The organism is Streptomyces sp. NPDC053750, assembly GCF_044544295.1.
GTDB lineage: Bacteria > Actinomycetota > Actinomycetes > Streptomycetales > Streptomycetaceae > Streptomyces.
Genome location: NZ_JBITXB010000015.1, coordinates 122,974 through 140,456 on the forward strand (window position 1 = coordinate 122,974; position 17,483 = coordinate 140,456).

The following is a 17,483-nucleotide window of genomic DNA, read 5'->3' on the forward strand; positions in this document are numbered from 1 at the left end:
TCTGTCGAGGCGGCCGGTTGGGGGCCGCCCCGGGGAGGGAGCCGGGGCGGGGTGGGCCGGGTCAGCGCGGGCTGAGCGGGATGACCAGGACGCCGACGTGGGGCAGGCTCATCTCGGCCAGCAGTCGGGCCGTCCTGCCGCTGGCGCTGCTCGGGTCTGTGGAGTCCAGGCGTATGGCGCCCCGGTGGGGGCCGCGCGCGGGGTAGAGGTGCACCGTGTTCTGCGGTGCGTTGCGCTCGAAGACGCTGATGGTGGCGTAGTCGAACCCTCCGAGGTTCGGGTACCGCTCGGCGACGGCCACAGACAGGGCGGCGATGAGGTCGGGGCTCGGCGAGGCGACCGAGAGGGGGAGCGGGGGGCGGCGCGGACGGATGCGCAGAGCAAGGGCGCGTATCAGGACGCTGAGGACGCCGAGGCCGAAGCCGAGGGCGAGGGAGGCTGGCTGGATCAAGGTGGATTCCCCGTGTTGGTTGCGAAGGGGCCGGTGTTCGGAGCGCGGGTTAGGCGGTGGTGCTGGCCACGGCGGCGTGGACGAGGCGGGCGAATCCCTGGCGCCTCTGGTACTTGGTCAGTCCCTGGACGCTTCCGGCGTTCTCGTGTCCGGCGGCGGCGGTCAGGCCGGACACGAGGGCGTGCACGAGTTCCTTGCCTGCGCCGTCGGGTGTGGTTGTCTGGGTGGCTGCCGTCAGTGCACGGGCGATGGGCCGGGTGGCTGCGGCGTACGCCTTGACGAAGCGGGGCTCGCCCTCGGCCGCGACGGCGGTCAGCACGCGCACGACCGGAAGGTGGCCGTTCCACCCGTCGAGTACGGCGTCGACCATCCGGGCGGCGCCGGGCAGTCCGTCCGAGGACCAGGAGCCGTCCTTGAAGTCCTTGAGCGCCGCTTTCGTCTCCTTGGCCAGGAGCCCGGATGCTTCGAGGACGACGCCCTCGATGTCGGGGAAGTACTGGTAGAACGTCGCGGGCGACGTGGCCACCGCCTGGGCGATGTCCATCACCTTGATGTCGCGGTAGGGCCGGGTGGCGAGAAGCTGGATCGTCGCGTCCATCAGCTTCTGCCGGGTCTGGAGGCCGCGCTGGCTGGGCACGCGGCGGTCGGGGGTGCGGGTCACGACACGGGTGGGCACAGTCGTCTCCTGAGCTGGAGGAAGGAAGGGGGGTGGTCCAGGTCTGGGGGCGGGCGGTGCCGCCGGACCCGACGTTCAATCACATTACACATTGAAGCGCGAATAAGCAACGTTCCGGGTGTGGGGCATCCCAGCGTTCCCGCCATCGACCTGCATCCGCGCGGCCCTGGCGGCTGCGGTCCCCGGACTCAGCGCGGACGGTGTCGGCCAACGGGAGAAGTCGAGTTCGTCGCCGTCCAGTTCAACAGCAGCAGCGGCATGCTCGTCCGAAATGAGGCCGGCCATCAGCAGCGCGTCGGCGCGGTCTACCGCAGCCCGAAGACGGTGAACACCTCGCCCGTGCCAGCCAGCTCGACCTGCGCAGGGGGGGCCGGCCCCCCTTTGATCCCGCCCACCTCCCCGCCTCGCGCGGGATGCTGTTCCTCGACACCCCCCTCGCTCTGCCCAACGGGCGGCGCATCCCGAGCTTCAGACCGGCGGGCTACGTATGGGGCCCGTGGTCGCCCCGGACGGAGGAAGGCTGGCCGCCGTGACCGTGCACCACCGCAGCCCCGGAGGCGCCAGTCGTCCGGATCCAGGCCGAGGCCGACGGCCATGTCCTCCACGGCGTAGGCCAGTTCAGCCGCCTCCGGCCGGCGCCCGGGACCAGCATCGCGCAGGAAGCGCCACGTGCGGAACAGGAACGCTACGGCCGAGCCGCTCGTAGTGGCGAGGTCGAGGCGCAGCATGACGGTCTCTCCGAGGACTTGCGGGGGAGGGACGTGCCGGGTGATCGCCCGGCACGGCGCGACCGCGGGGTACCTGCTACGCCTCGGACTGCGGCGGCTGCAGGGCTCGGGCGGACATGCGGTGAGTGAGGGCATGCGCGCCGGCGAACGCCGTCCCTGCGCCGAGGGCCACGTAGTCCACCGCCCTCCCGCGTGGGACGAGTTCGTAACCGTGGCCGTGCAGCAGCACGGTGCAGACAGCGAAAGCTCCCGCCACCAGGGCGGCGTCCAGACCGGCCGCGGCGGCGCTCCACACCCAGCGGGCGCGAGCCGGGGCGGTCTTGCGCGCGTCCCGCCTGCGGAGGGCGGCGCAGGCCCCGCTCCGGGCGAGCCGGCGCGTCTTGACGATAGGGACAGCGAGCGGGACGACGAACAGCCACATGACGGGCTGTTCCATCAGGAGGCCGCAGCCGGCGAGCAGCGCCACCAGCCCGTAGACGGTGTGCAGTGGCTGACAGCGGCGGTGCTGGACGGTGCGGGGACGGAGGTCGTCGGACATGGCTCTCCTCGGCTGAAGACGTTCGGGAGGTCGGCCCGGTGTACGGGCCGTGGGACCTGTGGCACGGGCGGGACGCGGCCCACCCCTGCTGCACGGGGACTGTTAGGCGTTCGTGTCGTGCCGGAGCGTCGCCGAGGGGCGGAGGCGGGCGCGGCGCAGCCGGTCGGACCACGGCGCGTCGGCGGGCCCAACGGGGTGCTCAGGGATGGTGATCTCGTAGTGCGGGCAGCTCCCGCGCTTTTCGGTCTCCAGGGCGGCGTGCCGGTGGGAGTTCGGGCACTGCTGCCGCTCGTGTTCTTCCCTCCAGTAGCGGACCGCCAGCGTGCGGCCGGTTCCGCCCTCGCGCGGCTCACTCGGCTGCTGCTCCCGGAAGCGCTCGCCCGCGTCCGGGTCCACCCACCAGTTCTCGACCTGGCCGGAGTCGGAAATGCCCCGCCGCCGTTCGGCATCGCGCTTGCTCGGCTTGAGCGGGTGGACCTGGTGGGCCAGGACCCGAACCGTGGACCGCTTGTGCTGGGTCAGCAGCTCCCACAGCGCCCGCACGTGGCGGAGCATCAGCTCCTGGCCGCCCTGGCGGCCCGATCCGCTCCGGTACCGCTCAGGGTTGTCCGGGTCGCGAAGCCGGGTCTCGGGATCCAGGATCTCGCCGGGGCGCGCCAGCAGGGTCTCGTAAGGCGAGAACGGCAGCTTCAGCAGCGACTCGTCGCACGTCAGGGCAGTGACCCAGGTCCAGGGGGCGTCATCGCACGCGGCCTCCACCGGCTCCAGAAGCCGGTCGGGCCGCAGAAGGAACCAGCCTTCCTCCGTCCGGGGCGACCACGGGCCCCATACGTAGCCGACGATGCGTCGCCCGTTGGGCAGAGCGAGGGGGGTGTCCAGGAACAGCATCCCGCGCGAGGCGGGGAGGTGGGCGGGATCGAACGGGGTCGTCTTCTTCTCCGCCCGCCGCACCACGCGGCGTAGCGCCATCTGGCCGAGGGAGTCGCCGATCTGGAAGAGGCGGGCGGAGGAGGCCCGGTCGGCTTCCTGCCGCAGCTGCGTCACCACGGCCGCCTCCAGGCCGTCCGGATGCCCGTAGGGCGCCAGCCGCTCACGTTCCCGCCGGTACACCTCCGCTTTCGCCCGGGCCCAGTCCAGGCTCTGCCTGTGGGCCTCCACGTACCGGCGCCGCCACGTACGAATGCGGTGCTGGTCGGGAGTTTCCCAGGCCGCCTCGTCCGCGCGTGCAAGACTCCGGCCCGGGGTGGTTCCACCGGGGTGCAGCCCCAGCGCGCGGAACCGGCGGACCTCGGTGTCGACGTCGTCAACGACGACGTCCGGCGGGTCAATGATCATCCGCTGGTGCCTGTCGTCCGGATCGAGCACCCACTCCATGCCCGCGAGCTGGGCCAGCACTGCGCGCAACGTCTGCTCATCGGCGCTTTTCAGGAAGTCAACTACGAGCATCTGCACCGTGTTCGCATACGAGTCGGCCGCCGCGAAGCGCAGCATGCGCTTAACGAACCCGCCGACCGGGCCGCGCTGGCCGCTGGACAGCGCCAGCATCTGATCCGCGACCCGCTGGTCGCCCAGTGCCGCGTTCGCCAAGTGGTCGTAGATCTGCCGGAAGACGGCCATCTCCTCGTCCTCGGCGAGGACGTTGTCGATGGCGCCCCGTACCCGCGCCGAGGATGCCGGGGAGACTTCCGCCGGGACCGGCGGCCGGACCAACTGACCGGCAGCGGCATGCAGTTCCCGGTACAGCTTCAGCTGGAGCTCGCTGAGGATGAGGAGATCGTTGGGCTTGACCGGGGTCCGCTTGGCGGCACGGGCCGCGATAGCCAGAAGCTCGGAATCCGACAACTCGGGCATGTTCGAGTGCATGTCATCCCTACTTGGACGCGGAGGGTTTGGGGAGAGGTCGCGGGTGCCGAGCACCAGGCGATGAAATGACAGTACACATTGGAATATCAATAAGCAACATCAGGGCGGCCCGGGGCCTGGCCGGTGTGATCAGCGAACGTGCGTCCCGGGCTGGCCCTTCCACCCGCTGGGCGCGCAGGTGGCGACGGCCGGCGTCTTCGCGCCGGCTGCTGCCCACTTTCTCGAGCAAGGCGTTCATCTCGGACCGCCCATCCGGCATCAGGCGGTGCTGGAGGGCGGGGCGCGGCGAACGGCGGCGTCGATATGCGGGCGCGGAAGCCGCGCCTAGCGGAGGCGCCGCGAAGCCTCCGCGGCCACGAGGGGACGCCGCGCCGACGGCTCGGCTCGCCGCAGCAGAGCCACCGTGCGGGAGAGCGAGGAACGCGGCACCGCGCGCAGCAGCACGGATGCAACGCCCTCTCGGAAGGAGTAGGTCCCGGGGGGACCGGGGACGGCACGGAGCAGGCCGCTCAGAATCACCTCGGCCAGGTGGCTCGGGCACGGGGCCGTCTCCACCAAGCGGTGCACCTGCTGCATCACCGGCAAGTGGGGGACGCCTGCGGCCAGGTGGCCCGCGAGACGGAACGCTTCGGGGGAGGCGGTGGCGCGGAAGCGGAGGACCAGTTCCTCGGCAGTGAGTCCCGCCGGGGAGGCGGTCTCTTCGGCCGGGAGCGCCTGCGGAATGAAGGCGACCGCCGCCGGGACCTCGGTGCCGCCGGTGCCCAGGAGCGTGAACCAGTTCTCCAGCCAGACGGAGGAGGGTTCCAGAACGGGAACAGGGATGCTGTCCGCTCCCGCATGGGGTGTGCTGTCGTACGCCATGAAGATCAGTTCGGAGTTGGCGGATCCAGCGGCCGGGGCGTGGACGCGGCCGGGCGTCCCGGGCAGCGCCGTGCGCTGCCACATACGCTCGGGCAGTGGCTGTACCACCGCCACCGGTCGCACGCGCGCCCAGCTGCGCAGAGTCTCGTACCAGCGTTCACCGGCCGGGCCGGGGTACCACTGGGGGCCGGAGCAGTCGCTGAGTACGAGGGTCACCAGCCGGTCGTCCTCGACCTGTCGCCCTCGCACCGTGCCATCGGCCGTGAGCACGGACACCGTCACACCCTCGAGAAGGCCGTCATGGGCGAGAGACTGGCGCAGCCTCCGCAGTAGCGGCCGCCACATCGACATCGTGGGTCCGGCATCGAAGATGAGCTGGAGGCGGTACGCCGGTCCGGTGTTCGTCCGTATGGTCACGTCGTCTCCTTGGGGCCTCTGCGAGGGGGCGAGGCCCGGACCGGGCGGAGGGAAAGTCGGTCCGGGCCTCGCGGCCCCGGCCGCCGAGGGGAGTGCGGCCAGGGCGAGCCGCGGGAAGCGGCTCCTTCGGAATTGGCTTGGACGGGGGGCGGCTTCCCGCCCTCACGGAAGTACAATACACATTGAAAACTAATTACACAACAACGATTGCGCCCCCCATCCACTGGCGAGTCCGCCCCAAGTCCCGGCCACCGGGACGCCGTTGGTTTCATCCCTCCCGGCGACACTGGTCGCCGACGATGCCCACGAGCGGTGCGCACTCCCGCGCGTCGGCCCCTGCGGCTGGCTAAGCCAGGCCGTCCTGGGCCTGGCTCTCGATGCGGTGCAGCACGTGGGGGGCGACGAGGTCGGCTCCGCCGTCGTCCCAGCGCACGGCCTGGTAGGCGTACGAGGCGGCGCCCTCCGCCATGCCGAAGGTGCGCCCGGAGCGTTCTGTCCCCCGGGCCCGCATCACCACATGTGTCCCGTCCGCGTAGTAGGTGAGCGCGGGATCGAACATGGTCGCGGGTCGGGTCACGTCCGATGCCAGGGGGCGGGCCCGGATCACGATGTCGGCGACCTTGTCGGCGTCGACCCCCGAAATGTTCATGCGCCGGTCAGGCTCGACCTTCCAGGACAGACCGGGGAACAGGCGGGTCACCTGTGCGCGCACCCACTGCCACGCCTCGTCCGAGGCCTCCTCGGTGGGCTCGTTCGCAGAGGAGTGCCAGCCCTCGGCACAGTCCGCGCCCTGCGCGCCGAGGAGGGCCATCACCTCGGCGCGGGTGATCTCGTCCTGGAGCTGGGTGCCGGCCTGCAAGCGATGGACGTACCGGTGGAAGAGCTGGAAGGCCAGGGTCTCGCCGTCCAGGTGGTGGGCGTAGACGATCCGCAGGACCGTCCCGTGTCCCTCGGAGTCAGGGACCAAGGTGGCGATGGCGGGCGGCGCTGTGGTGTTGATGGCCATGAGAAGGATCCGTTTCGTGCAGGGGTGAGGGAAGAGCGGCGGCCGGCCGCTGGATGGGCACGGCCGCCGCGCGGTCAGGAGGGCGGAGTGAACTGCCACGGCCAGAACGGCGGGCGGGTCATGGTGGGGTACAGCACCGGCCTGGCCTTCTGCTCGGATTTCGCCCGCTCGGCGCGCTCTCGTACGGCCTCCTCCAGGAGCCGGGGACGGTTGAGGGCGTCGCCGCAGGAGACGGTCACCTGCCTGCCGAGCCTCCACAGCTGGGCGTTCACGGCGCAGCACGCGGCGTTGAGCGGGTCGAGGTCGTTGAGCCACCAGTGGTAGAGCGCGGGGTCGGTGCCGAAGAACCGCAGCGTGGCGGCAGCTGACCGGGCCATCGTCCCGGTGCCTGCAGCGGGTTCGAGGAACAGGTCACCGGGCTTGCGGTCAACGGAGAGCACCATGTCGCCCATGAAGTTCGTGACGACGGCCGGGGTGAAGAACTCACCGGTGCTCTGCCGTTCGCTGTAGCTGCGCATCCGGGTGATGAGCAGGCCGAGGACATCGTCGGACTCGGCGCGGGCGGTGTCGGAGCAGTACTCCAGCAGCCCTGCGCGCAGGAGGATCCGGGCGTAGTCGGCCAGGCCGCGGATGTCGTTGTCGGTGGGGTGGGAGAGCCAGTCGTGGAGCGGGCGGGCGGCCTCGGTCAGGTCCGGGTCGTAGGTCCAGAACGAGTTCCAGCCGGCTCGCAACGTGTCGACGAGCTGTTCGTCGTCGAGGGGGAGAAGGAGCGGGCCGTAGTCGGGGCCATCCGGCCGTGAGGGCGCGGAGAGGGCGAGGGCGGCTAGGGTGCCGACTGCGATGGCCCGGTCGCTGGAGCCTCCGCGGTTGGATGTCCACCAGGCGTGTGCGGCCTCGGCGATGGCGTGGGCGTGGTCCCGCCCGCTTTCGGGCGCCATGGCGCGGCGCATTCTGGCGGGCGGGATGCCGTACAGGGTCACGTCGCGCTCCCCGGCCCCTGCGCGATGAGGCCGTCGAGCTCGGCGACGAACGGCGGCAGGAGGGTCCGCTTGCGGCCCGGCCGCCGGGAGCCGAAGGGCCGCAGCGTCCCGGCGTGGCCGCTGGGCTGGAAGTCACTGTCGATGATCCAGGTCGGGTCTCCGGGCATCCGGGACAGGCGGTAGGCGGCCTTGTTGAGCAGCGTGCTGTGCTCGAAGAGGAGGAGCTCGGCGTACCAGCCGGTGACGGCTCCGGCTTGGCGCTCCTCAAGGACCGGCACGACGCCGGTGTGCTCCAGGGAGTTGTCCTCGTCCGGGACGGTGGTGGTGAACGTCCGGGCGGCGTGCAGCGGGGCCAGGACCCGTTCAGCGGCCTGGTGGGCTTCGGGGTAGCCGATCGGGTCGGCGATCAGGCACCGTGCGGCGAGGGCGAGCGGATCCTGGGTGGCGGAGGCGGGGAGCTCCAGCGGTGCGAGCTCTCGCAACAGCGCCTCGTGACCGAGGGTGGCGAGGTACCAGTGCTGCTGGGCATGGTTGTCCGGGGGCATGGTGTCCATGGGGCTCTTCCTGTGGCGGTGGGCGCTGGCGGATGTTCCGCGCCGAGCGGGTCAGTTCGGGGGTGCGGCGTGGCGGCGGGGCCGACCGCGGTGAAGGACGATGACGGTGCCGGTCTCGAAGCCGCGTGCCAGGCCGAAGACTTCGCTCATACGCCTGCGGGACTCGGTGCTCTGCCGCTCACGTCCGGGCACGTAGAAGCCGTCCCGGGTGAGGAGGCTGATGATCTTGGCGGTGACCTCGGCTCGGGTGACGTCGAGTGCGGCGACCCGGCCGTGCGTGGTGTAACGGCGGCTGTCGAGGCCGACGAAGGCCTCGTCGGTGCCGATGGTGAGGATCTCGTCCGGGTTGGTCCAGTTGTAGTCCGTGGCGGACACGCGGTAGTGCTGGTTGAAGGCGGGGACGATCAGTTTCATCAGGTGTGCTCCGTGGCGACCCGTACGGGAGCGAGCGCGGCCACCGGGGCCGAACTCCTCGCTCCCGGGCGGGGCTCAGGCGCGCGCCGCCTCGGCCTCCTCGTCCTCGGCCTTGAGCTCTTCGAAGTAGTCGCGAGCGCTTTCGACCATGCCGGGGACGTCGCACCCGAAGGACTCGGCCGCGTCCAGGAGCGCCGCGAGCATGGCGGCCTCGCGCTCAGCCCCGGCGGCGGCGACGGCGCACAGGACATCGAGCTTCACGGGGTACGCCTCGCTGCGAAGTCCCTCGGCGGCCTGGTGGAGTTCATGGGCGGTGACCCGGCCGTCCGTCAGGCAGAAGACCTGAGCGACCAGATCACCGATTACGCGATCGGCGCTTTCCTGGTCGTCCACGACCTGGTCGCCGGGCAGGTTGAAGGCGATCTGGGCCATGGCCTCGGCCGCGAGGACGCCGAGCCGTACGCGCTCGGCCAGCTCGGGAACGGGCAACAGAGCCTTGGGAGCCTGCCTGTTGTAGGCCTCCAGCGCCGCGTCGGCCCATGCGGCGCGGTCCGCGAGGGTGCACTCACGTGCGGGGGTCATGTTGACGCCGGATTCCGCGGCTGCGGTGAAGCGCGCAGCCTTGCGGTCGGGGATGGACGTGTCCACGGTCGTTCCTCTGGGTGAGGTTTCCAAGATGGTGGTGGTCGTGAGAGCAGCGGTACGCCGCTCGATCACGAACACCACACTACATATTGATACTTTAATACGCAACACGCTAGGTGCGGGGACGGGCATCTGCCCACTTCGGGTAGGGGAGTGCGGGCATGCCGAAGACCGCCCTCGACCGCTCGGCCCGCGTACGGCCAACGGGCAGGGCGTACCTGTGGGTCCTCGGGTGCCGCTGGCGCCTGGCCCCGATCTGCTCCAGTGCGGTGCGGAGCCAGGCACGCCGGTCGGACCCCGCAGGGCGCGGCGATGCGCCCAGCGCCGCGATGCGCCGCTCGAACCCGTCGGCACCACGGTCTCCGGCGACGAACTTGGCGATCGACCGAGCCGGGAGCACCTGGCCGTCCGGCAGCACGACGATCGTCCTCGCCGTGCTGCGGCCCGTATAAGTTGCGGAAAGGGCCTGGTAGATGACCCCTAGGTGCCCTCGGGGGGAGCCGGCCGTCCGCCCGTCCGGCAGGGTCCGAAGCCGCCGCCGGGCGACGGGGTCCGCGTAGGTGACCACTCCCCGCACGCCGTGGCCCGCGGCCAGACGCAGTGCCCCCGCGACCGTGAAGCTCTCCCCGTTGCTCGCCACCGAGGGGGACAGGCACACCCTCGACATTTCCAGTGCCTCCGTATACGGCTCCTTCTGCGCACCGGGAGTGGTCGTCGTCGCAGGTCACATTGCGCGCCATCTATGAGTCAATGCATTGATGGATTGGGAACGTCTTCGGCAGAGCTCCGATCTCGGGCTTCCAGCCGTGGCTGTCTACTCCTTCGGGTGGTTCAGGTCGCCGTTGTCGCCGTTGTCGCCGTTGTCGCCGTTGTCGCCGTCGTCGTCCGCGTCGTTCCGCGAGCTGGTGATGTCGGATCGCTCGAACTCGCTGCGGTCGTGCGCGGTCACCAACTCCTCGCTGCGAGCAGAGGCGCTGGAATGGCCCCAGCTACCTGCGTGGACGCCCTGCCTGCCGTTTACGGTCTCTTTTAAGTCGTTATCACCCAATCTGATGTGAGGAGCGCGCGCCCTCGTTCACCGGTGCGCTACGCCTGCGGCCGTCGTGAAGCGACTGTCATATCGGCTTCGCGGCCTGCGGGAGGGGTGTCGACGCTATGGCGGATCACGTTCTGGGGCCGATGCGGCGGATCGTCAAATACGTACGCCGGTGGCGTACCGGACGGGTACGCTGTCGGCGTACCTTATGGAGATCTCCGCGGCATACATCTTGGAGTCGGCGATGCGGGACACCGCGAGCCCGTTCGAGTTCGACGGGCCAGTCCCTCTTGACTGCATGATCAACCGGCGGGCGGAGGCCGACACGATCAGGGCATGGACCCACGAGAGCCAACTGATGGCCCTGGTGGCTCCGCGGCGCTATGGCAAGACAAGCCTGATCCGCAAGATCGCGTCCGAGGGTGAGAAGGTCGGGCTGATGGTGGTCACCGCCGACCTCTTCGAGGTTGCCAGTCTCTCCGATCTGGTGCTTCGTCTGGAGCGTGCGTGGGCCCAGCACACACCTGAGGAGCTCCGACCAGCGGCAGGCAAGATCCTCAGCAGCGCTCAGGCCGGCGTGTCGATCTCTGGGGCTGGCTTCGCGCTGACCATGGCCGACAAGCCCACCACCGACCCGGAGCCGGCGCTGCACGCGCTGCTGGAACTGCCCGCCCAGCTAGCTCAGCACAGGCCTGGACGGATCTTGATCGTGCTGGACGAGTTCCAGTCCGTCGCCGGGGTCCCGGAGGCGCAGGCCCTGATCTGGCAGCACGCGTGGCAGCAGCGGCAGTCAGTCTCCTACCTCTTCGCCGGCGGCGGACCAGGCATGCTGTCGACTGCGCCGGACGACAGGGAACGCCCCGTAGGGCAGATGCGGACGCTTCAGTTGGACCGGCTGCCGGCCGCGGAGCTTCGCGAAGTGATCAAGGACCGGTTCGCCGCGAGGAACCGGGACGTGTCCGATGTTGTGGACGGACTCGTGGCGGCGGGCGAGCGGCATCCCCAGAGGACCATGCTGCTGGCCCACCTGCTGTGGCAAGAAGTCCCTGCGGGGGAGCGGGCCACTACCGATGATCTCGAGGCAGCAATCACCGTGGCCCTGCGACAGGTCGACGCGGAGGCCCGCGCCACGATGAGCGGGCTCACTGTGGGGCAGCGCAAGGTATTGCGGGCGGTGGCCGAGTACGGCACGCCCATGGCGGCCCGGGCCTTGCGGGCCCTGGGGCTCCCCAAGACCACGGCCCAGAAGGCGGCCCCACACTTGGTCGCCATTGGGCTCATCGAAGACACAGACCAGGGGTGGCGCGTGATCGATCCGCTGTTGGCCCGTTGGATCCGGACGAACTACGGGACACGCGCATGAGCATGCAGCCTGACCACGAGGTGGTGTTCGAACGTGGACAGCGAGTGCGAGTCCGGGCCGCCGGAGTGCCCGAGTTCGCTACCATCCGCTTTGCCCTTCCGGGCGACGAGCCGAATTCGTGGGACCTCATCCTCGTCGATGACCAGGACCGTCGGCACGAGGTGAACCTGGCGGCCGGAGACACTCAGACCGTTCGCCCGCTGGCCAGTGATGGCCGGGCCGATTCTGCCCGGGTGCTGGCAGCCATGTGGACCCAGTGGATGTACGCGGCGGCCACGAACGCAGAGTCGAGTGCCATGGCGGCCACGCCGCTGAAGCCGTATGCGCACCAGACCACGGCCGTGTACGGCGCGATGCTGCCGCAACCGCTGCTGCGCTTCCTGCTCGCCGACGAGCCGGGCACCGGCAAGACGATCATGGCCGGTCTATACATCCGGGAGATGCAGCGGCTGGGCCTGGTCAAGCGCGCCATCATCGTGTGCCCGGCGAACCTGGCCACAAAGTGGGTGGACGACTTCGAGCGGCTGCTGGGCGGCGGGCTGCGGCAGCTCACCTCGGCGACAGTCCGTGAGAACGCGCTGAACTCCAATGACCTGTGGGTGACCTCCCTTGAGCTGGCCGCGGTCAACCCTGCTGTGCAGGACGCTATCCGGCCGGACAAGGCCGGCTGGGATCTGGTGGTCTTCGACGAGGCACACCGGCTGACCCCGACTGCGGCCGGGTTCCATCAGGTTGGCCGCCTGCTGGCCAAGAACACCCCGCGGGCCCTGCTGATGACCGCCACCCCGCATCGGGGCAAGGAGTGGCTCTTCCGGCACCTTCTGCATCTGGTCGACCCGGAGATCTACCCGGACCCCGGTAGCGACCCCAACGTCGAACTCAGCGCGCTCCGGCCGGGCCCGATCCACTTCCTGCGACGGATGAAGGAAGACCTGGTCGACTACGACGGCAAGACACGCCTGTTCAAGGGCCGTACCGCCCACAACCACAGCGTCGCCCTGTCGCAGACCGAGTACGGCTTCTACCAGGCCGCGCTGGACATGGTCGACCGGTACTTCGCGCCCTCGGCCCAGCCGCTCGCCCGCATGGTCTACGGCAAGCGGACCGCGTCCAGTCTGCATGCCCTCGCCGAGACGCTCCGCCGGCGCCACGACCACATGGGCGTCATGAGCGAGGCCGAAGCGGCCCTCATCGCCGACCGCGAGGGCCAAGGTGACGAGGCGGAGATCGACGAGGCCAAGGTCATCCACACGAGCTCGACGTCCACGCGAGCCGAGCGGGCGGCGATCAAGAACCTCGCGGACCAGATCAACGCCACGATCGGTAACCCGGCGTGGACGCCGTCGAAGTGGAAGCGGCTGACCGAGGACTGTTTGGCCAAGCACGGCATTCTCCCAGGCAACGGCGAGCAGGCCGTGGTGTTCACGGAGTACGCGGACTCGGCCGAGTGGATCGCCCGGCGCCTCGAAGCCGAGGGGTTCACCGCCCGCCTCTATTCCGGACGGCAGAGCAAGCCCGAGCGCGACGAGGTGCGCCGGGCCTTCATGCGCGGCGAGTTCCAGGTCATCGTCACCACCGACGCCGGCAACGAAGGCATCGACCTGCAGGCCGCCCACGTACTGGTCAACTACGACATCCCCTGGTCGCTGGTCCGCCTCGAGCAGCGCATGGGGCGCATCCACCGCGTCGGCCAGCTTCGCGACGTTCACCTGTACAACCTGGTTGCCACCGACACACGCGAGGGCGAGACGCTCCTGCGGCTGCTGGACCACTTCGTCACCGCGGCGAACGAGCTGCGCGGGCAGATGTTCGACAGCCTGTCGGCCGTCGCCGAGATCACGGGCATCGACTACGACAAGTGGCTGTCCGACCTGTACGGAAACGACGAGATCAAGAAGCAGCAGGCGATCGATGCCGCCCGCGCCGTCAAGGCGCAGGAACTCACCCGGGCGGCCCGGCAGGTGCGCGACAACGAGCGTCGCCTGGCCAGCCAGGTCGACGCAGTCGCTGCGCTGACTCTGCTCCAGCGCGACCTGTTCGCCCGAATCAACCCGGCCATCGTTGAGGCGTATCTCGACCGGCTTGCCGCCGCCGGCGTGCTGCGATCCGCCCCTACCGCCGCCGGCACCGGGTTCCGGAGACTGTCGCTGACCGGCGGGGCACAGTTCCCGGCCACGCTCGGCAGCACGAGCGAGGTCCACATCGCCACCAGCGGCGACGCGGTACGCGAGGCTGCGGAAAGCATCGACGTCGGCGACACCATCACCCTCGGGCCCGGCGAACCGGGCTTCGCCGACCTGATCGGCATGGCCGAGCACGCCCTGGCCGAGGACCTGCACCAGTCCGGCGCCGCCGCCGACCCCACCAGCCTCACCCCGTACGACCTGTACGCGTACACGGCGACCATGACCGAGAGCGACGGCAAGCGCGCCAGCATCTGGGCGAGCCTGGTCAAGGTCGACGACAGCGGCAACGCCCGTCCGGTGCGGTGGGAGACACTGGCCAACCTGGTGCCCACAGAGCACCACGGGACCGCGCCTCACCCCGCACGTGAAGGGCAAGCGCTCACGACGGCCCGCGAGGTGGCCGCCGCCACGGTCACCGAGCACCGGCGGGTACGGGCCGACTGGTTCGCCCAGGCGCGCCGAGACCTGAACAACCTGCCACTGAGCCTCACCGAGGACATCGACGACCGGACCAGGCGGGTTGAGCTGCGGCGCCGTCTTCAGGCCCAGACCGCCCAGCGGCTTGACGAACTCGAACGGCTCGCGGACGTGCAGCTGACCGACCCGAAGCTGATCGGCCGGATCCGCGTCCTGGCCGCGGCCGACGTCACCGTCCAGGCGGAGATCGATGCCGAACTAGTCTCCATGCGGCACGTCCAGAACCTTCTTGAAGACGACGGGTGGACCGTGGAAGACGTCCACACGGAGAGCCGAGGCTACGACCTGGAGGCCCGCCGCAACAGCCAGATCCGGCACGTCGAGGTCAAGGGCGTGCTGGGCAGCGCGGCCAGTGACGGCATCCGGATGACCGGCAACGAGGTCCTGATCGCCACCCAGCACCGCAAGGACTACTGGCTCTACGTCGTCGACCAGTGTGCCGACGGCCGGGGCCGCTTCTTCGGTGCCTATCAGGACCCCGCCACCCTTTTCGCCAATGACATGACCGGGAACGCGGTCTTCCGCGTCCCGGGCAGCAGCCTCAAGAACGCACCGGGGAGCAACGCATGACCAGGATGATCGAACGATGGTTTCCCAGCGCGGAGGTGTCGGCCAACAGCGACAAGGGCTGGGGCTCCGGCAACAGCGAGATCTCCCTGTTCATGTGGTTCGCCAAGCGACCCACCGCCCAGGCCAAGGCCGCCACCATCTGCTCGCTGCTGCCGTGGCCCGATGACGCCGAGGAGCAGACGCGGCTGCAGAATTTGGTCCGGGAGGCGATGACAGGCCGCTACGCCGCTTGGAACGAGCTGCAGGCCGAGATCGCCAAGACGAATCCCGAAGGCGCGACCACGCTCGACCCGTTCTCGGGGCGGGGCATGATCCCCCTGGAGTCCGCGCGCCTGGGCGTCCAGGCGTCGGCCGTCGACTACAGCCCGGTCGCGGTACTCGCCAGCCACCTGCTCACCTCCGCACCGTTCGAAGACTGGAGCGAGGAGCCCGAGCTTCCCTTCGGGGAAGAGCGAGACCACCTCCTGATGTCCCGCACGGACCGGCTGCTCGGCGACCTCGAATCGCTGTTCGCGGAGATCCAGACCCGGCACGCGGCCGCCATGAGCGACGTCTACCCCCGCCACAACGGTGCCCTGCCGTGGGGCTACCTGTGGTCCGTCACGATCCCCTGCCAGGAATGCCACCACCGGTTCCCGCTCATCGGCTCCTACGAGCTGATGCCGGCCCGCGGCGACAGAGGGGCCGTGTCGTTCTACATCGACGCCGACCGGGCCACCGGCACGTGGGAAGCGGTCGTGACCCCCGGAAAGCCCACCCGGACGCCCACGCTGACCAACGCCGTGGTGAACGGCAAGAAGGTAGCGGGCAAGAGCGCGATCTGCGTGTTCTGCAACCACGTCCACCCGCTCGCCGTGCACCGCCGCCTGCTGCACGAGGGACAGGGCCAGGACGCTCTGGTCCTCGCTGCGGACATCGACGTCAAGAGCCAGAAGACCTTCCGCCAGCCCACAGACGCAGAACGCGAGGCCGTCGCAGCGGCCGACCGGGCACTGGCCGCAGAGCCGGCGTTCAGCCCATTCCTGCCTGCGATCCCGGACGAAGGCATCGCACCGGGCAACAACAACATCATCGGCCCGAGCATCTACGGGGCGAAGACCTACGGCGACTTCATGGTCACCCGCCAGACCCTGTCGTACGTACGGCTCGCACGCATCATCAACGAGCTCGGCGACGAACTGACCGCCGCCGGAATGTCACGGGACTACGTGCGGGCCCTGACCGGGTATGCGACCGCGGTCGTGGTGAAGAAGCTGCGCCGCTCCACACGCGGCGCCCGGTTCCAGAGCTCAGGTGGTGCCCGTGTCGGGGATCTCTTCGTCAACGAAGGGTCGATCACCTTCTCCCACGACTTCTTCGAGGCTGGCATCGGAGACGGTCCCGGAACGTGGAAGTCCATTGCGGACAACGTTCTAACCGCCTGCCGCAACCTGTTCGCCGACCTGCGCGGCGCTCCGGCCTCCGTACAGCGGGGAACCGCCACCGCCCTGCCCTTCCCGCCCCGCACCTTCACCGCGGTCGTCACCGACCCGCCGTACGACCAGATGATCGCGTACGCGGACGCCTCCGACCTCTTCTACACGTGGGCCAAGCGGTGCCTACACAACGCCTGGCCGGAACTCGCCATCACGGCCGACCCGCACGGCTGCCAGGACAAGAGCCAGGAGATCATCGTCAAGCGGGTACGGGGTGAAGCCCCCGACGAGCACCGCACCCGCGAGCACTACGACACCCTCATCGCCGACGCCTTCACCCAGATGCGGCAGGTCGTCCGCGACGACGGTGTGGTCACGATCGTCTTCGGCCACGGGGAGCCCGAGGTGTGGCAGCGACTGCTGCACTCGATCGAGCGAGCCGGACTGGTGATGACCGGCTCCTGGCCGGCCAATACCGAGTCCGGTGGCCAACAGGGCAAGGCCAACATCGAGACGACCCTGACCATGGCCTGCCGCCCGGCCCCGGCAGGCCGCCCTGCCGGCCGCAAGGGCGCCGTCGAGGCGGAGATCAAAACGGAGATCAAGCAGCGCTACCCCAATTGGGAGCGATGGGGCCTGGCGCCTGCAGACATGCTGATGGCCGCCGCCGGCCCTGCCATGGAAGTTGTGGGTCGCTACAGCGAAGTCCTCGACGCCAAGGGTGAGCCCGTCGACATCTATACCTTCCTGCCGCTGGCGCGCGCCGCGGTCCAAGAGGCCATGGCGGTAGAGGTCAACCGTCAGCCGCTGGCAGCCTTCGACGCCCGCACCCGGTTCGCCTTGTGGTGGATCAGGCTCTACGGCCGTCAGGTCCAGGCGAAGTCCGAGCTGCGGTGGCAGGCACTCGCGTCCTCCCTCGACCTGGCCTCGGTGCGCAACCTCGTCGCAGACGCCGACAAGGGCGTCCGCTTCATCACCTCCCGCGAATACAGCGGCAAGGTCGACGGGGATTCAGCTTCCATCGACGTCGCCTTGGCGCTCGCCGCAGCATCCGGCGAAGGACTGCAAGCGATGGGTCACGTACTGGCGGCTTCGGAGCGAGGAGTCGACGACACCTACCTGTGGTCGACCGTGCAGTTCCTCGCCGACCGGCTCCCCGACAACGACCCGGACTCCATTGCCTTCACCCGCGTCCTGCGCACCCGTCCCGGAATCGGCAGCGCCGCCCAAGCCGCCGCTGCCAGCGTCCTCGAGAGCGCCCGCCGTCAGCAGGAACAGGACGCCCAGCTGAGGCTGCACTGAT

15 protein-coding genes are annotated in these 17,483 nt (G+C 69.7%); 3 read left to right on the forward strand and 12 right to left on the reverse strand.

Going from position 1 to position 17,483, the window contains the following annotated elements; all coding sequences use genetic code 11:
• Positions 1-61 precede the first annotated feature (61 nt).
• From ACIGO6_RS32285 to ACIGO6_RS32340, 12 genes are all read right to left on the reverse strand, one after another.
• Complete coding sequence (locus ACIGO6_RS32285) at positions 62-451, reverse strand: hypothetical protein (protein ID WP_266552374.1); 390 nt, start codon at positions 449-451, stop codon at positions 62-64.
• A gap of 49 nt (positions 452-500) precedes the next feature.
• Positions 501-1,127, reverse strand: coding sequence for a TetR/AcrR family transcriptional regulator (locus ACIGO6_RS32290; RefSeq protein WP_399882508.1), 627 nt, complete (start codon positions 1,125-1,127; stop codon positions 501-503).
• Between the two features lie 804 nt (positions 1,128-1,931).
• A complete protein-coding gene (locus tag ACIGO6_RS32295) occupies positions 1,932-2,393 on the reverse strand; it encodes a hypothetical protein (protein WP_399882510.1) in 462 nt (153 codons plus the stop codon).
• Positions 2,394-2,495: 102 nt separating this feature from the next.
• Complete coding sequence (locus ACIGO6_RS32300; protein WP_399882512.1) at positions 2,496-4,256, reverse strand: hypothetical protein; 1,761 nt, start codon at positions 4,254-4,256, stop codon at positions 2,496-2,498.
• Between the two features lie 324 nt (positions 4,257-4,580).
• Positions 4,581-5,534: an SAV_2336 N-terminal domain-related protein gene (locus ACIGO6_RS32305; RefSeq protein WP_399882514.1), complete on the reverse strand. Its 954-nt coding sequence runs from the start codon at positions 5,532-5,534 to the stop codon at positions 4,581-4,583.
• Between the two features lie 346 nt (positions 5,535-5,880).
• Positions 5,881-6,540, reverse strand: a complete 660-nt coding sequence (locus tag ACIGO6_RS32310; RefSeq protein WP_399882516.1) for a hypothetical protein — start codon at positions 6,538-6,540, stop codon at positions 5,881-5,883.
• Between the two features lie 74 nt (positions 6,541-6,614).
• Positions 6,615-7,520 carry an N-6 DNA methylase gene (locus ACIGO6_RS32315; RefSeq protein WP_399882518.1) on the reverse strand — a complete coding sequence of 302 codons (906 nt, stop codon included), beginning with the start codon at positions 7,518-7,520 and terminating at the stop codon, positions 6,615-6,617.
• Entirely contained in the window at positions 7,517-8,074 is a 558-nt protein-coding gene (locus ACIGO6_RS32320; RefSeq protein WP_399882520.1) for a hypothetical protein, read from the reverse strand. Before ACIGO6_RS32320 ends, ACIGO6_RS32315 begins: the two co-directional genes overlap by 4 nt.
• Before the next feature lie 51 nt (positions 8,075-8,125).
• The gene (locus ACIGO6_RS32325; RefSeq protein WP_399882522.1) at positions 8,126-8,488 is read right to left on the reverse strand and encodes a hypothetical protein; all 363 of its coding nucleotides are present in this window, start codon (positions 8,486-8,488) and stop codon (positions 8,126-8,128) included.
• Positions 8,489-8,563: 75 nt separating this feature from the next.
• Positions 8,564-9,136: a hypothetical protein gene (locus ACIGO6_RS32330; protein ID WP_384995759.1), complete on the reverse strand. Its 573-nt coding sequence runs from the start codon at positions 9,134-9,136 to the stop codon at positions 8,564-8,566.
• A gap of 109 nt (positions 9,137-9,245) precedes the next feature.
• On the reverse strand, positions 9,246-9,551 hold the full coding sequence (locus tag ACIGO6_RS32335) for a hypothetical protein (protein WP_399882525.1): 306 nt from the start codon (positions 9,549-9,551) through the stop codon (positions 9,246-9,248).
• Positions 9,552-9,947: 396 nt separating this feature from the next.
• Positions 9,948-10,082, reverse strand: a complete 135-nt coding sequence (locus ACIGO6_RS32340; protein WP_399882527.1) for a hypothetical protein — start codon at positions 10,080-10,082, stop codon at positions 9,948-9,950.
• A gap of 295 nt (positions 10,083-10,377) precedes the next feature.
• On the opposite strand from ACIGO6_RS32340, the gene ACIGO6_RS32345 reads away from it, so the two are divergent.
• The 3 genes from ACIGO6_RS32345 to ACIGO6_RS32355 all read left to right on the forward strand — a co-directional run bounded on the left by ACIGO6_RS32345 (position 10,378) and on the right by ACIGO6_RS32355 (position 17,482).
• Positions 10,378-11,532: a hypothetical protein gene (locus tag ACIGO6_RS32345; protein WP_399882529.1), complete on the forward strand. Its 1,155-nt coding sequence runs from the start codon at positions 10,378-10,380 to the stop codon at positions 11,530-11,532.
• 233 nt (positions 11,533-11,765) lie between these two features.
• Positions 11,766-14,765, forward strand: coding sequence for a helicase-related protein (locus tag ACIGO6_RS32350; protein WP_399882531.1), 3,000 nt, complete (start codon positions 11,766-11,768; stop codon positions 14,763-14,765).
• Positions 14,762-17,482, forward strand: a complete 2,721-nt coding sequence (locus ACIGO6_RS32355) for a DUF1156 domain-containing protein (RefSeq protein ID WP_399882533.1) — start codon at positions 14,762-14,764, stop codon at positions 17,480-17,482. Before ACIGO6_RS32350 ends, ACIGO6_RS32355 begins: the two co-directional genes overlap by 4 nt.
• Position 17,483 lies beyond the last annotated feature (1 nt).

Excerpts from the sequence above, each read along its gene's own strand:
- ACIGO6_RS32295 (WP_399882510.1), bottom strand. The coding sequence starts at position 2,393 with ATGTCCGACGACCTCCGTCCCCGCACCGTCCAGCACCGCCGCTGTCAG.
- ACIGO6_RS32300 (WP_399882512.1), bottom strand. The coding sequence starts at position 4,256 with ATGCACTCGAACATGCCCGAGTTGTCGGATTCCGAGCTTCTGGCTATC.
- ACIGO6_RS32310 (WP_399882516.1), bottom strand. The coding sequence starts at position 6,540 with ATGGCCATCAACACCACAGCGCCGCCCGCCATCGCCACCTTGGTCCCT.
- ACIGO6_RS32320 (WP_399882520.1), bottom strand. The coding sequence starts at position 8,074 with ATGGACACCATGCCCCCGGACAACCATGCCCAGCAGCACTGGTACCTC.
- ACIGO6_RS32325 (WP_399882522.1), bottom strand. The coding sequence starts at position 8,488 with ATGAAACTGATCGTCCCCGCCTTCAACCAGCACTACCGCGTGTCCGCC.
- ACIGO6_RS32345 (WP_399882529.1), top strand. The coding sequence starts at position 10,378 with ATGGAGATCTCCGCGGCATACATCTTGGAGTCGGCGATGCGGGACACC.
- ACIGO6_RS32355 (WP_399882533.1), top strand. The coding sequence starts at position 14,762 with ATGACCAGGATGATCGAACGATGGTTTCCCAGCGCGGAGGTGTCGGCC.